The organism is Pedobacter lusitanus (genome assembly GCF_040026395.1).
Classification (GTDB): domain Bacteria; phylum Bacteroidota; class Bacteroidia; order Sphingobacteriales; family Sphingobacteriaceae; genus Pedobacter; species Pedobacter lusitanus.
In genome coordinates this window covers 358,272-373,560 of the sequence record NZ_CP157278.1, presented here as the reverse complement: position 1 = coordinate 373,560, position 15,289 = coordinate 358,272, and the positions used below count along the sequence as shown (strand labels likewise).

Sequence of the window (15,289 nt, the reverse complement as noted above, 5' to 3'; positions counted from 1 at the left end):
ACCCTTTTTCAAAATAATATGGTTCAATAATTAACTTCTGCCAGGATAATACGTTTTCATATATAAAACATCTTTTGCAGAAATAGTAGTGTTATTGGCTGCAATCGTTTTATTGTTGGTAGTGAAACGTGCTTCAACAGGGTAATGCATAATTGAAGCTGAATCATAAGCCGTGTAGTTTAATCCTGTTCTTGACTCTACAGCAAGTACATTAAAATCTACATCTTCTTTAGACCAGTTGTTTGGCGGGCCCATATAATAGTCATACACTGCCTGTGTATTCCATGGAATATTAGCATCAGGGTGAGACTGCTCATGGTTAAGGCCTAAAGCATGACCAAACTCATGTGTAACTGTTCTTCTGAACTCTGTATCACTGGTATTGTCATTAAACCAGCCATAGTTCATTGAAGGAGAATAGTTTTTAGATTCTTTGCCTACATATGACCAAGATCCATCATTCTGGTCAAAAGCAATTTTGATGTCGGCAGCTGCATTATCTGCAACAAAAGAGAAAGTCACATTTGCAGAAGCTTCCCAGCTTTTAGCGTACTGTTTTACTTTACTGCGAACATAGGTTGATCCGCCGCTAAAACGTACTTTAATTGTACTTCCATTTGTCCAGAGCTGATTGGCAGGGCCATTCGCTTCGGTTACCGGGCCAGTATGAACAGGTACTTTCATCTGGCAGGCGAAACCTGAGTGTAAAGCAGTTTCCTGTTGTTTTTGATCGGTTTCTGCAGGTGCCTGGGTATCGGCACTTTTCTTACAGCTGGTCAGGCAGAACAGTACCGCAGTACTGATCAGTAGAAATTTGTTTTTCATAATAATATATTTAGTTGAATAGATGTATAAGCAATTTAAGAATAATATTTTCATTACAAAACAATATTTGATATTAGTACCAAACATTTGTTAAAAAATGAAATTTTCTGCACCATGTAGAAAAAAAAGGGATGCTTAATCTGTTAAGCATCCCTTTTTCAAATAGTTATCCTGTTGGCAAGATTAACTTCTGCCAGGATAATATGTTTTCATATATAAAACATCTTTAGCAGATATAGTCGTGTTATTAGCTGCGATAGTCGTATTGTTTGTTGTAAAACGAGCCTGAACAGCATAGTGCATAATTGATGCAGAATCATAGGCAGTATAGTTTAATCCTGTTCTTGATTCTACACGCAATACATTAAAATCAACCTGTGCTTTAGTCCAGTTGTTTGGCGGGCCCATATAATAGTCATACACAGCCTGAGTATTCCATGGAATATTTGCATCAGGATGAGATTGTTCATGGTTAAGTCCCAAAGCATGGCCAAATTCATGAGTGATAGTTCTTCTGAACTCTGTATCACTGGTATTGTCAGTAAACCAGCCATAATTCATAGATGGAGAATACTGTTTAGAAGTGGTACCGATATAAGACCATGAACCACCACTCGCAAAGCCTACTTTAATATCGGCTGCTGCATTATCTGCAACAAAAGAAAAGGTAACATTTGCAGAAGCTTCCCAGCTTTTGGCATACTGTTTTACTTTTTCGCGAACAATGGCAGATCCGCCAATAAAACGTACTTTAATTGTACTTCCGTTTGGCCAGAGTTTATTGGCCGGTCCGTTAGCTTCTGTGGCAGTACTTTTGGTTTCAGGCTGCTTCATTTCACAAACAAAATCGTTGTGCAAACCTGTTTCCTGTACTTTTTGATCATTGTTGACAGGTGCAGAATTATCCGCATTTTTCTTACAGCTGGTCAGGCAGAACAGCACGGCAGTACTGATCAGTAGAAATTTGTTTTTCATAATAATAGATTTAGTTGAATAGATGTAAAGCAATTTATAAAAAATATTTCTATTGTTATATATTATTATAGATTATCTGTCAACGATTTCATAAAATCAATAATATTTTGTGTTTCTGCCTTTGAGAGATGTAAAGGCTTGGAAGACAGCGTCTGTCCGGGCAGATCAAGCCCCAGTCCGGCTCCCCCTCCTTTATTATAAAAATCTACCACCTGATACAGATCTGTAAATACTCCGTTATGCATATAAGGAGCAGTTTTTTCCACATTACGGATAGTAGGTGTTTTAAATGCAGCCTGATAAAAGCTGATTGGAAAAAAATCATACCGGCCTTTGTCCTGATCCTTTTTCAGTTTACTAAAATCAGCATTCCCCGGAGTTCCAAGGACTTCGTATTCAGTTAATTTATAATAAGGAGGAATCAAACCGTTGAATAGCGGAGCAAAATGACAGCTTCCGCAGGCTGCTTTCCCCATAAATAAGTTAAAACCTTTAACCGCAGAACTTTTCATAGCTTTCCTGTCTCCGTTCATATAGCGGTCAAAGGCAGAGTTTCTTGGATTAAGACTCCCTACATAGGCGGCAAGTGCGTCCGCAATAGTTTCCATGCTGACAGGATTCACTTTGAATGCTGGAAATGCCTGCAGAAAATCCTGTCTGTATTGCTTTGATTTACTGATGCTGTCCACAATCACTTCATGTTTCCCGTTCATTTCAAGAGGATTGGAAATTACCGCCTTAATCTGCTCCTGTAAACTCTTTACCCGGCCATCCCAGAACTGGCTATACTGAAAAACTGTATACAGTAAGGTTGGCGCGTTTCGGGTCAGATAACTTTGCTCGTCAAAGGCAATACTGGTTTTTAGTTTTTCACCAAAATACTGATCAGGATGATGACAGCTGGCACAGCTACGTTTTAAATTCCCTGATAGTGACTTTTCAAGGAAAAGCTTTTGACCAAGGGCTACCATAGCCGGGGTACTGATCCTGGCACCCGGAAATATGTTTTGTGGAATTGCATCCGGACTAAAAAGATGTTTTGCCTGGTAATTTAACCCACTCTTTTTCTGCAAATCTGCTTTTGAAATCTGTATAAAAGTGGTCAGCTGCTGCTGCAACGGTAAAGCATAATTTTTCAGAAAGACCATTCTGTCAAAGCTGTCGAAGTCCGGATGCTGATACAGATAGGCTGTAGCTCCGCTTAATTGCTGGTTGAGCAGTACTGATGACTGATCCTTCTTTTTGAGCAGTGGTAATAATACCTTTTGAACCGAAACGAGGCTTTGTGCGGCCTCTTCTATCCCGCTCTTAAGTTCTGGCGCATCATATCCTGTAATACTTAAGGTAATGATCTTAACCAGCTCTAATCGTATACTTTCCAGCATCTGTGCATCACTGGCTTCAAAGCCATAAAGCAAAGCTGGCAGATCTGCAGCAGAGGTAGCAAGAAGCTCTGTCTGTGCAGCTAATTCTTTTTGATGTAAATGGGGGTTTTCATTAAATAACAGAGCTTCGATCACCTGAAATCCGGATGGCTCCTGGTATTCCATATAAGGTTCTTCGACCTCTGTTTTAGCTGGTCTGTTATAAATCAGCGATGAGCTATGGAAAAAATAATCCATAAAAAACTCAATTCGTTTATAGGCTATTCTACTGTTTTTCAAAGCTGTTTTAGCTCTGTTCAGGCTTTGAGGATCTTCATTAAGCAAAGAAACTGACTTCTGCAGCTGAGTGGTAGTCTGTTCAAACTGCATGAAACTATACTTAATTTCATGCAGCAGATTGGTTAATCCCTGTTTATCTGCTGATTCTTTTAGTCCCAGCACAATAGATAAACAAGTTATCAATAGTAAAAACCGGATAACAATTTTTAGTTTATTCCGGTACATGACCTTTGGCAGCTTTTTTCTCGATAGTAAACTGATCCCTGATCTCTCCGTCAGCACATACCCATTTCAGTTCAAGACGGTTACCTTCAATTTCCAAAATACTTGCACCGCCGTGGTCTGCATCAGAAAAATACATGGCATTATGCGGATAAGTGGTCTGCTTCCCTCCCAGTTTACCTGCCGAACCACTCACGACATATACTGTCCCTTTATTATTTGCAGGGTCTTTCTGATAGGGAGCTGAATCTTTACTGCCATCGTTTCTTCCGGAAGAGGTACTCAAATTATGTATTTTCGGGTTAAAAGAACTGGCAGGACCGTAATGCCCCTGCATCATTCTGCTGCGTTCATAATCATGGCTATGCCCGTTGAGCACAAGATCTACTCCTTCACGTTCAATGATACGGATAAAGTTTTCCCTGATCTTAACCAGTTCTTCTTCCTGATCTGAATTGTGTGAACCCATCGTATATGGCGGATGATGCCAGAATGCAATTACCCAGCCTTTATTTTTATTAGCTGCAAGATCTTTCTTAATCCAGTTCACCTGCGGCCCCAGCGTATCGTATAAACGGTATGTCTGCTCCTCTTTTCCGTAAGAATCCAGCGAGAGGAAATGTATATTCCCAATATCAAAGGAATAAAAAGCCTGGGTATGTGAAGGTGTCCCGCCTGATTCTCCATTTACCGGCATAGAGAAATTTTGGTAATAAGCTGTTTCATGTGTTTCCTGTGCATGTTTTGCAGAAAGATCGGTATCATGGTAATCATGATTTCCAGGTGCAGGAAATAAAGGGTACTTTTTTAACAGGTCATCCTTATAGATATTAAAAAACTTACTCTGAAACTCAGAATCTGTTCCATCAGAATAAGCGTTATCGCCCAATAATATCCATGCAGTAAGCTCGTCTTTTCCTATATATTTGATCACCTGCTCTTTTACCCTGCGCTGATTAATAGAATTATCCCCGCAATCACCCAAAGCAGCAATCCGGAAATGCCCTGTTTTGCCAGCTTCAGGTAAGGTTGTAAAATAATTGTCCTGATTACCCTGTAAGGTATCTTTCAGCCCTCCGATAGCATAATAATATCGGGTTGAGGGCAAAAGCCCCTTTAACTGTATCTGATGCTCAGTAACCAAAGCATGATCTGCCGTGGCCTGATCCAGCTTGCCAGGTTTTGTTCCATAACTGACTTTACTTCTGGAAGAGACATCTGTTCTCCAGCGGATCAGTATCCCGGTACTGCTTGCGACCTGCAGATATGGCCCGCGAATAAGCTTTACGGGCTCAGTTGGAGCTCCTTTTTGTTTCTCCTGTGCAAATGACAGCAGTGTCAAGGCTGCACTAAAGAATAATAATCCTAATGATTTTCTGATCATCTTATTTCTTAAATTTAAGGTCTTTACCTGCTATATCTTCCCAACGGTAATAATGAAAAGTCTTGTCATCACTCATCACTACAAAAAGGCCGTGTTTGAAAGTCTCATTTAAAGGTACATTAACTACCTCAGATCCATCACTGTGACCAGCGGTTACTTTGACTATTTTTAACAGCTCATGCTGAAACGGATTTTTTGCTGTACCTGACCTGCTGAAAATCTGAAACTGGTTTGCTCCCTGATCTGAAACCAGTATATAACCGGTTGTAGCTGAGGTTTTATAAATTGAGATTCCTTCATGATCTTCTTTAAAACCGGTTGTAGCAAACAAGGCCAGTTCTTCGTTACCCTTTTCCGGGTCAGCGTAATACTGGCGTACGCCAAACTGTTCATCAGAATAATAGATATACCCCAGTTCATTGTCTGCAGCTATGGCTTCGATTTCCTTTTTACCACTATAGTGTCCGAATTTTCTAACCAGTTCTGCTTTTACTTTCCCTGTCCCGTCATCTGTTAACAGATACTGCCACAGATAGGAACCGTCTTTCGGACCTGTTTTTCTACCTACGATTGCATAAATTTTCCCGGTTTTACTGGTATAAACAGCAATCCCCATCAGATCTCTGTATTCTGGTGCCGTTTCGCCATCAAACATAGAAAGCCCACCATTATCCACAGCTTTCATATCAGGCAAAGAAAAGACCCGGAGTTTATGCGTAAAACGTTCGGTGGTAATAGCAATAGCTGTTGGTTTCCCGTTTAAGCTCAAGCCATAGGCTATATCTACATTATTTGGTCTTTTAAGCCCCTTTACCACCAGATTATGCTGAATCTTACCTTGTAAGTCAAAAACATATAACCCGCCGTCAGCGGCTTTGTCTGTACCTATAACCAGACTCTTTGAAGCATCTTCAGGATTAATCCAGATTGCCGGATCATCTGAATCAAATTGTACTTTCTCTGAAATGATTACAGGTTTAACAGTTACAGAATCTGCTGATACAGCTGCAGTGTTTAGTTTTCTGCTGCAGCCGGTTAATAAAAATGTAAAAGCTATAAATAGAAATATGGAATTACTTTTTAACATAAAATTTTATTTCAGGTGATTATTTTAATCCAAATGCCCCTATATTAACCGAAGGTGCCGGTGATGGATAAACAATTCCGTTAACGGTCAGGCCGTCCGGAAAATTACGTACAAATGCTGTTGTTCCTTTGTTCAGCGCTGGCGAGCCAGGTAGTAAATGAAAATCCCAGCTTTCATTCAATGTAGGGTTATCAGTTGCTGTATTCAATGGATAGTTTACAAATTTAGGATCGTTTTCTCCTGCCAGCTTCCCAATAACATCGTTTGTTCCGGCAATGATATCAGTCTTTGGCTGAAACTGGTCTGCTGTTACCTGGTTATATCCATAATACAGAGAGTTTTTAAACACAGAACGCTTATCTTCAGGCAGCTTAATATCTCTTTTAATCCCAAAACGGACATTGGCAAACAGGTTATTATACAATTCAGCGTAGATAGTTGACTCCAGCCATACTGAACCTCCTTTTGCGGTTGGCCTTCTCCAGCCGGTATTCAGCATTGTATTATTATAAGCTACCACATGGGCCTGCGGCGTACGGTCACCTACATTCGAGAGTTTAAGGGCATTAGTATTGGTGGCATAAAACAAATTATAACTTATATCTGCCAGACAGCCGGACTTAATATTGATTCCTTCACCTCCTACCAGACCGGTACTGTAGAATCTGTTATTGGAAAAGATAATCTTTCCACCTTCGATATAGGTACAATCATCTCTGAAATATCTGAATGTACTATTGCTCACTACCAGTTTACCTTTTACATTTGAAAACCATAGTGCAGGTGTATTCTCCCCACTCTTAGCTTTATACAAGCCCATTTTAACTGATGTGGATGCTTCTGTTGTTGCACCACCACCATATTCAAGAATCGTATTATCGAGTAACAGTTCTGAACAGGTTGGAGCAGCTAATATCCCTCCCCAAAGTTTACCAAATTTATTGGCCGCCGTTCTGTAGTTTTCTTCTATGGTTATCTTTACCGGGCTGGCTGCTGTTCCCATAGAATATAAGTTTCCCAGAACAATGAATTCCGGTTTAGCTATGGTATCCATAATCACCGTTACTCCTTCTTCAATTACCAGTGATTTTGTTGCAGGAACAATAATATCACCGGTAACTCTCACTACACTTCCTTTGGTCCAGATACCAAATACTTCACCTGAGATACCATTACCATTTTGTACAACTGGCGTGGTATCCACATCAATATTCGCTTTTTTACAGCTGGCAAACAGCGCAGTCATCAGGACTGCTGCTATTAATAATTTATTCAGTTTCATAATCATTATATAATTCGTTTATAACTTATAGCGTAAGCCTATCAGATAGGTCTGTTCGTAATAATCTTTACGGATAAGGGTTTCATTCTTGCCTTCTTTTTGTTTTGGCAAGTCATTATTCAGACTATTTTTTCCTTTGATAAACAATTCATTAGGTGTATTCAACAAATTTCCAGCTTTAACAAAGACGCTGATATTGTTTTTAAATCTCTTTTCTACTGAAGCGTCCATTTGTATAAAACCTTTCTGCCATAAATCGTTGTCGACAAACTGTGAGATGGTATTGATACGCTCTCCGGTATATGATCCTGCAAGTTGTGCATCCCATCCGTTTTTACTGTCTTTGTAAAGCAATGACAGGTTTCCTGTATGGGCTGACTGACCAAACAGCGGTCTGCTTTGTTCAACATTAATCAGTTTAAGGTCGCCGGTTTCGGTTCTGATCCTGCTGCTTTTGTCTGTTGTAATTTTAGAATGTGTATAGGTATAATTTGCTTTAATCCCTATTTTATGGAAAAACTTGATATAATCTACCTCAAGTCCATAGTTTTTTGCTGTTCCAAAATTACCCGGTGAATAATATTGATCCTGTCCTCTGGTTGCATCTGCCTGTATGGTGTACTCAATCGGATCTTTAATGTTTTTATAGAATGCTCCTACCAGTAACTGGTCTGTACTGTTCGGGAACAATTCATAACGTAAGTCAAAGTTATCAGCAATTGCCCTTTTCAGATCCGGATTACCGCGTTCCTGATACTCTTCATTAACAGTTTTTGAGGGTACAATCTCATAAAATCCGGGACGGTTCAGCGAGCGGAAATAGGTTGCTCTTAAATTCTGGTTTTTACTCAGACCATATTTTAAGTTTAAACTCGGAAGCAGATCAGTATATACCTGGCTGCCGGCAGGATTTGATTCTCCCGCAGGAAATAAAAGGTTATACCCCTGATTAGTATGTTCTACTCTTGCCCCTCCGATAACTTCCAGTTTAGCAATTTTGAAACTAAACATTCCATATCCGGCAGTAGTTTTCTCAGAAGCATCATAAGTAAGCGGATTAGCCACTGCCCCTTTTGGATTCTGAACTTCCCAGCCGATAGTTGTATAATTCATAAAGTCTGTGCCATACAGACCGGCTCTGTTTAACGGATAAAGCACATAGTTGTTATAGAAACTGCTTCTCTGTTTGTCTCTGTACAATCCTCCACCTGTAAAATCAACTTTTGTACCTGCAATATCAGCGGTATAGGTGATGTCCAGATAACCGGCTTTATCTTCGTCAGTGTTTCTTGACCATCTGTGATTGCTTTCTTTAGCTGTAGTACGGTTATCTATGAAGTTCCTGCGTGTGCCGTTTAAAGTGATTGTCGTTTCGTCAGGAATATCATTTTTGGCCGTAGAATAAACTGCAGACCACTGTATTTTTAATTTTTTCGGAATCAGCGTGTGTTCTCCGTGTAATGTACTGTTGTAAATCTGCTGTTCAGTAAATCTTGAACGGGTAGCATAAGAAATCTCTGCACTACCAGCTGCCGCATTATATTCTGAGGTTGCAAAATTTGTGGTAATCTGATCACGTGTCTGAATACTGGTTAGATTCACATAAGAGTTGAACAGTGAAAGTTTGTTTCTGTCATTGAAATTATAATCGATTTTACCATGTAAACCATATCGTTTTTGCTGTTCGCTGAACTGACGGTCGGCCATGGAAGTAATTCTTGAGTATTTATCGGTTTCTGCAACAGTCGAATTAAAGAAAGTACTGTTGGTACCGCGATAGGTATTCTGATAACTGCCCGCTATTAATACACCCAGCTTATTATTCAGAAAACGCTGACCGATGGAAATACCACCAACCAGATTCGGATCTGCCTGTTTTGCTTTGTAGTCGGTACTTCCTTTAGAAAAATCGGCTGCTTTAGCGTCATAGTTTCTGCCTCTTGTTTCATAAGGAGATTTAGCATTGGCATCACTCCGGTCAAAGGCCAGAAATTTACGGTCAAAAAGCATCTGACTATAACCTGTAGCCAGATTCGCATTAACCTGTAATTTTGATGGGGCGTCTTTCATCACCATATTAACCACACCGCCTACCGCATCGCCTTCCATATTAGGGGTCAGTGATTTGTAGACTTCCAGGCGTTCCAGTAACTCTGACGGAAAAATATCCAGCGGTACATACCTGAATTTGTTGTCAGGACTAGGTATCTTAATGCTGTTGACCAGGGTATAGTTATACCTTTTATCCATACCTCTTAAAATAGCATACTGCCCGTCTCCGTTATTACTTCTTTCTATCGTCACTCCCGAAACCCGCTGTATCGCATTGGCCACTGTCAAATCAGGTGAGACTTCCATTGCCCTGCCTGAAACCACGTTCATAACCTGCATGGACTTCTGCTCTATCTTCCTGGCGGTACGCTCTGTAGAGCCTTCCTGTTTGGCTGCAATGACAATCTCGCTCAGATCATTACTACTGTCATCACTCAGATAGATATTCAATGCAGGATTGTGTTCTTTTTCAACTGTAATCTGTTTAGTGAAGCTCTTATAACTGATATAAGAAACCTTAATCGTAAATACCCCGGTTTTAACATGTTTAAACTCGAAAGAACCATCCAAACCCGTCATGGTAGTTTGTGTTGTGTTTTCCAGCTTTACCGAAGCGCCTACCAGGGCTTCTCCGGTCCGGTGATCATACACATGTCCTTTAATGTTACCGGCTTTTGCCACCGCAATGCTTAAGAATAAGCAGAGAATCGTTTGTAAAATTAATTTCATTGTTCAAATTGTTTGTTTGTGAGCGTGTTTGTTTAATCGCTGAATCAAAGGTGTAGCAACAATTTCTGATTGACCAGAAATCACCGTGTACAAAATGTAAACACCGTGAACAGTACTGTATACAAAGCGCATACAGCGTATACACCAAACATACAACTTACTGTAAAACAAGTACATAACCAGAACAAAAACCGCCGTTATCATTCGGTTAGCGTAACATTAAGGAATTGTTAATGTGTATATTTTTTCGTTTTTGCCCGATCAGATAGTCTGAATAAAGGTGCTTAGATTGTCACCCTGACTAATATTCAGTTTTTTCCTTAACCTGTATCTGGCTACCCGCAGACTATCCTGAGAGATACCAAAGATCACGGCCATATCTTTAGAACTCATATTCATCTTCAGCAGGGCAATTAAACGGATATCGTTTACAGTAAGATCTTCACAATGTGTTTTAAGGTTATCAAAAAATGACTGATGTAACTGTTCGAATACCTGAGTAAAATCTTTCCACTGCTGATCATGATTGATATTCTGATTGATTTGTCTGACCAGCTGTAAGAGTTGTCTTTTCTGATCCCGCTTATCCTCTTTAATCATCAGATCAAGTTTATTACGCATACTGTCCAGAAAATTATTGTGCTGAATGACCTGTAAGGTATGGGTAGTCAGCTCCCGGCTTTTATGCTCCAGCTGCTCCTGCTGGGCACGGTTAAGCTGTTCATTCTTTTCTGCAATGGCCTTGTTTTCCCTTAGCTTTAAGCGCTGTCTGGAAATGGTTAATAAGCCCATAACAATTAACAGCAGAATTACCACAACCACGGCAATACTGATAATCAGATTGATTTTACGGCTATTTTCCAAAGCTGCGATTTCATCATTTTTCTTATCTATGTTATAAATAATCTGTAAAAAAGACATTTGCTTATTACTTTCATCAGAATAAAGATGAAGCAAATGCTTACGGCTTAATTCCATGTAATAATAGGCGCTGTCATTTTGATTAAGCAGATTGAAGGCTTTGGCTATGTCACGGTATGCAGAGGCCTGCTGATATTCATTTTTAGTAGCAATGGATAAACTCAGTGCTTTTCTGGTAAACTTTAATCCCTGCTGATAATCACCGGTCTTACGCATGATATCCCCCAGATTATTAATGACCTCAATGCTGGAAACCTCGTTATTTACAGCTTTATATAAGATCAGCGAAGCATCAAAATAATACCTGGCTGAATCATAATGAACCAGATCTTCATGTATGCTGCCCAGGTTTTCATAAATTTTGGCAACTCCCTGTTTGTAACCAGCCTGTTGATATTCATATAAAGCATGCCGCTGATAATAGAAAGCACTGTCATAACGTTGTTGTTTTTCGTATAAATGACCTATATGCCCATATGTTTCTCCCAGCCCGACCTTGTTACTGGTCATTTTATAGAGTTTTAAGGCCTGGTCGTATTGTTTTCTGGAGGTTTTTTTGTTGAAGTTCTGATAATAGACCACTCCCATATCATTGAGATTATCTGCAAGCAGATTTTTATCTTCCAGCTGTCTGAACAATTTATCTGCCTGCTGGTGATACTCAAGGGATTGCGCATAGTGACCCTGGGCGTAACAGATTTTCCCCATTTGCTGCAAACATACCCCAATAGTTCTTTTGTCGTTATCCATCAACGCTTTATGATGAAGTTTCCTGAGCAGGATAAATGCGGAATCAGGAAAGCGGTTACTTAATTCCAGGGTATGTTTAAGTTCCTGACCGGGGGCATCTCTGGCTGCAGCTTTGAACAGGAGGAATAAACAGATTAAAGATAAAAACCCCGTTTTAAGATAAAATTTGCAGTCGACAGCTATCATTTGAGAACAGTTAAACAGCCTTCTGGTTTAGGGATCAGGCTCTGGCAAAGGAAGCCTTCTATTATTAAGACAATGTTAAGTCAACGGTAACGAATACTGAAATTTTGAATTTTGTTTAATAAGATGATAACATTAATTGTACAAAATCAGAAAGAAAAGAATTAATTTTAGGCATAGGTATTGATATACATCCTATACTAAATCTATTTAACCTAATTATATGCTCAGACATACCTATTACGATCAAAACGAGACAAAAATGCCGGAAAACAAGTTAATCGACTTACAAGAGTACTATGAGGTTGAATACTGGTCTAAAAAATTTGGTGTAACACCAGAACTTTTAAAACGTGCCGTAAAAGAATCAGACAGTGCCGTAGCTGATGAAGTTGAAAAATATATAAAAACAAAATTCGCTTAAGAAACAGAATTTAAATTACATCAAAGGAGAAAACAGGCGGCTTAACTTTTCGGGGAACTGTTTGTACAAAGGTCTTTTCTCCCATTCTTCGGGATTAATCTTTTGAGCATCTTTCAGATCCTCATAGAAAATTTTTGTCATTTCCTGAGCGGTATGACTGTCATAAATAACACTGTTCACCTCAAAGTTCAGTTCAAAACTTCTATTGTCCATATTCGCAGTACCAATAACTGATAATTGCTGATCAGAAACCATTGTTTTTGCGTGAATGAAGCCTTTCTGGTATTCATAAATTTCCACTCCTGCACTCATCAGATCTCCATAATAAGACTTACCTGCGGCTGAAACCATTCTGGAATCAGATTTTCCGGGAACCAGCAGAACTACTTTTACTCCACTCAGCGCTGCTACAACCAGGGCATCGAGTAAACTTTCTCCTGGAATAAAATAAGGAGTAGTAATCAGAATCTCTTTCTCAGCCATTCCTATAGCCTGGATCAGGGAGAGCAAAATTGTCGGATTATCGGAATCCGGCCCACTGGCCGCAATCTGCATAATCGCATTTCCACCATTCTCCTGCTCTGCCAGAAAAAAGTCCCTTTGAGGGATTAACCCCTGATCTGCACAAAAATTCCAGTCACAGATAAACAAATACTGCAGGTAATAAATTCCGGGACCTGTAATTTTGACATGTGTATCCCGCCAGTAAAGCTGATCCCGGCGACCTGGACTATTGATATAACGATCACTGACATTAATACCTCCGGTAAATGCCATACGACCGTCAATGACGATAATTTTACGGTGATTTCTGTAATTGATTCTGTTGGCCAGTGCAATAAACAGAATTTTATAAAAGGGATATGCCTGAACTCCTGCATCAATTAATTCAGGAACTACTTTTTTACGGATACTGCTGCTGCCAAAATCATCATAAATTAAACGTACCTGTACTCCTGCCCTGGCTTTCTCTATCAGTATATCTTTGATCTGGTTACCTATCATATCATCTTCATAGATATAATACTCAATATGAATATGATGTTTGGCTTCCCTTAAGGCTTCCAGTACGGCCGGAAATTTCTCTTCTCCATTTTTTAGTATCTCAATCCTGTTATTTCCGCTCAGGTTACTCATCCCGTCATTAAGCAGCAGTTTGACCAGTTTCTGATATTTATGAAGTTCGGCTGGTACCGTATTCCACGTCTTTTCTGACTCCCTGAAGATTTGTTTTTTGATATGCCGCTGCATCAGTTCATTATTGACGATCTTTTTACTGTATAATTTACGCTTGCGGTAATTCATTCCTACACAGAAATAGATAATAATTCCCAGTATGGGAACAAACACGGTCAGCATCAGATAGGCCAGTGTCTTACTGGTTGAATTGGTATCATATATGATGCGCAGACACGTAGCTATAACAATTAGCGTATAGGCAATTTCCAGTAAAAGTATCCAGCTGATTTCCTGCATATTATTTTAAAAATATATCATAAGCGAAACGCAAAATAGCAAAGACAACAACCATCAGGAAAAATGCCCTGATAAACTTGTTTCCTTTTAATATAGCGAGTTTTGTACCCAGAAATGCACCACCAACATTAAAAACTGCCATTGGCAAAGCATATTCATATAAAATATGACCTGTGCTGCTAAAATAACAGATAGCAGCCAGGTTTGTTGCAATATTGATCAATTTAGCACTGGCACTGGCCTTCAGAAAATCGTATCCCATTAAAGATATAAATGCCAGGATAAAAAACGTCCCGGTACCCGGACCAATTAATCCGTCATAAAAGCCTATGGAAAAGCCAAAAAGAAAACCAGTTATTAATTGCTGCAGCCTGGTCATTTCTTTTGCCGTACCCACCCCAAAGGTTTTATTGAAATAGGTATATAAGGCAATAACGATCAAAATGACCAGTATCACAGGCTTTAACAGTTTTCCATCTATCATGGTCACATAATGCGCCCCCAGAACTGCACCTATAAAGGCCATAACAGCTACATATATCAGGAATTTCCAGTCCAGTTTAACATCCATAGCGTATTTCCAGGCTGCAAAAGCCGTCCCGGAAAGAGAAGGTATTTTGACTGTTCCAAACAGAGTTGCAACAGGATATTGCGGAAGCACAATTAAGATTGCAGGAGTTTGTAAGAGTCCGCCACCACCTACAACAGCATCAATAAAACCAGCGGCGAAAGAAACCAGACAAAGGATAAACAGGTCGTAAAGCATATTCCCCAAATGTAACCAAAGATTTAATTTTGCTCTTCCAAAATCTTCTTTTTTTACTACTCCTAAAAATAAATATTAGTTATTCAGTATCAGCAGATTGATTCTTTAATCATTCAGATAAAACCTGTAAATACTGGCATAAAATTGGTGGCTTTATTTTCAATTAACGAAACTCAAAACCAATGAATAAGAAAATTTTAATATTTGATGATGACCAGGAAGTATTAACAGCTATGGAATCTTTGCTGGATTTTGTGGACTGGGATCTGATTACCTTTTCAACAGGCCGGGATGCGATGTTAAAAATAGGAAATGAAAAACCTGATCTGATATTAATGGATATAGAACTGGATGGGTTTGACGGCAGGGAAATATGCCGCTCAATTAAAGAGAATACAAACCTGCAGCATATTCCAATTATCCTGATTTCAGGGCAGCTCCGTGAAGAAATGGTCATCAATACAGAGTTTGGCCCTGATGATTTTTTACCTAAGCCTTTTAATATTGGCGATCTGATAGATAAGGTTTATTTCCAGCTGGCCTCCTGAA

Annotated in this window: 12 protein-coding genes; 2 read left to right on the top strand and 10 right to left on the bottom strand. The window is 39.4% G+C overall.

From position 1 onward, the window contains the following. Nucleotides 1-30: 30 nt before the first annotated feature. The 8 genes from PL_RS01705 to PL_RS01670 form a co-directional block, all read right to left on the bottom strand. The gene (locus PL_RS01705; RefSeq protein WP_052496526.1) at nt 31-825 is read right to left on the bottom strand and encodes a M12 family metallopeptidase; all 795 of its coding nucleotides are present in this window, start codon (nt 823-825) and stop codon (nt 31-33) included. A gap of 183 nt (nt 826-1,008) precedes the next feature. Continuing rightward, nucleotides 1,009-1,800: a M12 family metallopeptidase gene (locus tag PL_RS01700; protein ID WP_041885459.1), complete on the bottom strand. Its 792-nt coding sequence runs from the start codon at nt 1,798-1,800 to the stop codon at nt 1,009-1,011. 65 nt (nt 1,801-1,865) lie between these two features. Next, a complete protein-coding gene (locus PL_RS01695) occupies nt 1,866-3,647 on the bottom strand; it encodes a cytochrome c peroxidase (protein WP_235324630.1) in 1,782 nt (593 codons plus the stop codon). Between the two features lie 28 nt (nt 3,648-3,675). Beyond that, nucleotides 3,676-5,070 carry a purple acid phosphatase family protein gene (locus tag PL_RS01690; protein ID WP_052496524.1) on the bottom strand — a complete coding sequence of 465 codons (1,395 nt, stop codon included), beginning with the start codon at nt 5,068-5,070 and terminating at the stop codon, nt 3,676-3,678. 1 nt (nt 5,071) lies between these two features. Next, nucleotides 5,072-6,157 (bottom strand): phytase, encoded by a 1,086-nt coding sequence (locus PL_RS01685; protein WP_041885457.1) that lies wholly within the window; start codon nt 6,155-6,157, stop codon nt 5,072-5,074. Between the two features lie 19 nt (nt 6,158-6,176). Further along, nucleotides 6,177-7,439, bottom strand: coding sequence for a right-handed parallel beta-helix repeat-containing protein (locus PL_RS01680; RefSeq protein WP_235324629.1), 1,263 nt, complete (start codon nt 7,437-7,439; stop codon nt 6,177-6,179). Between the two features lie 18 nt (nt 7,440-7,457). Continuing rightward, complete coding sequence (locus PL_RS01675) at nt 7,458-10,220, bottom strand: TonB-dependent receptor (protein ID WP_041885453.1); 2,763 nt, start codon at nt 10,218-10,220, stop codon at nt 7,458-7,460. Nucleotides 10,221-10,481: 261 nt separating this feature from the next. After that, nucleotides 10,482-12,077, bottom strand: coding sequence for a tetratricopeptide repeat protein (locus tag PL_RS01670; RefSeq protein WP_041885450.1), 1,596 nt, complete (start codon nt 12,075-12,077; stop codon nt 10,482-10,484). A 220-nt stretch (nt 12,078-12,297) separates the two neighbouring features. Here PL_RS01670 and PL_RS01665 point away from each other — a divergent pair, with 220 nt between their 5' ends. Continuing rightward, nucleotides 12,298-12,498 (top strand): DUF3606 domain-containing protein, encoded by a 201-nt coding sequence (locus tag PL_RS01665; protein WP_041885447.1) that lies wholly within the window; start codon nt 12,298-12,300, stop codon nt 12,496-12,498. 15 nt (nt 12,499-12,513) lie between these two features. Here PL_RS01665 and cls read toward each other — a convergent pair whose 3' ends face one another. Continuing rightward, entirely contained in the window at nt 12,514-13,974 is a 1,461-nt protein-coding gene (gene cls, locus PL_RS01660) for a cardiolipin synthase (protein WP_162836348.1), read from the bottom strand. A gap of 1 nt (nt 13,975) precedes the next feature. After that, nucleotides 13,976-14,740, bottom strand: a complete 765-nt coding sequence (locus PL_RS01655; protein WP_041885444.1) for a sulfite exporter TauE/SafE family protein — start codon at nt 14,738-14,740, stop codon at nt 13,976-13,978. Nucleotides 14,741-14,922: 182 nt separating this feature from the next. On the opposite strand from PL_RS01655, the gene PL_RS01650 reads away from it, so the two are divergent. After that, nucleotides 14,923-15,288, top strand: coding sequence for a response regulator (locus PL_RS01650; RefSeq protein WP_041885442.1), 366 nt, complete (start codon nt 14,923-14,925; stop codon nt 15,286-15,288). Nucleotide 15,289 lies beyond the last annotated feature (1 nt).

What these genes read in the sequence shown, in the direction of transcription:
- PL_RS01705 (WP_052496526.1), bottom strand. Translation starts at nt 825, where the DNA reads ATGAAAAACAAATTTCTACTGATCAGTACTGCGGTACTGTTCTGCCTG.
- PL_RS01700 (WP_041885459.1), bottom strand. Translation starts at nt 1,800, where the DNA reads ATGAAAAACAAATTTCTACTGATCAGTACTGCCGTGCTGTTCTGCCTG.
- PL_RS01690 (WP_052496524.1), bottom strand. Translation starts at nt 5,070, where the DNA reads ATGATCAGAAAATCATTAGGATTATTATTCTTTAGTGCAGCCTTGACA.
- PL_RS01685 (WP_041885457.1), bottom strand. Translation starts at nt 6,157, where the DNA reads ATGTTAAAAAGTAATTCCATATTTCTATTTATAGCTTTTACATTTTTA.
- PL_RS01680 (WP_235324629.1), bottom strand. Translation starts at nt 7,439, where the DNA reads ATGAAACTGAATAAATTATTAATAGCAGCAGTCCTGATGACTGCGCTG.
- PL_RS01675 (WP_041885453.1), bottom strand. Translation starts at nt 10,220, where the DNA reads ATGAAATTAATTTTACAAACGATTCTCTGCTTATTCTTAAGCATTGCG.
- PL_RS01670 (WP_041885450.1), bottom strand. Translation starts at nt 12,077, where the DNA reads ATGATAGCTGTCGACTGCAAATTTTATCTTAAAACGGGGTTTTTATCT.
- PL_RS01665 (WP_041885447.1), top strand. Translation starts at nt 12,298, where the DNA reads ATGCTCAGACATACCTATTACGATCAAAACGAGACAAAAATGCCGGAA.
- cls (WP_162836348.1), bottom strand. Translation starts at nt 13,974, where the DNA reads ATGCAGGAAATCAGCTGGATACTTTTACTGGAAATTGCCTATACGCTA.
- PL_RS01655 (WP_041885444.1), bottom strand. Translation starts at nt 14,740, where the DNA reads ATGCTTTACGACCTGTTTATCCTTTGTCTGGTTTCTTTCGCCGCTGGT.
- PL_RS01650 (WP_041885442.1), top strand. Translation starts at nt 14,923, where the DNA reads ATGAATAAGAAAATTTTAATATTTGATGATGACCAGGAAGTATTAACA.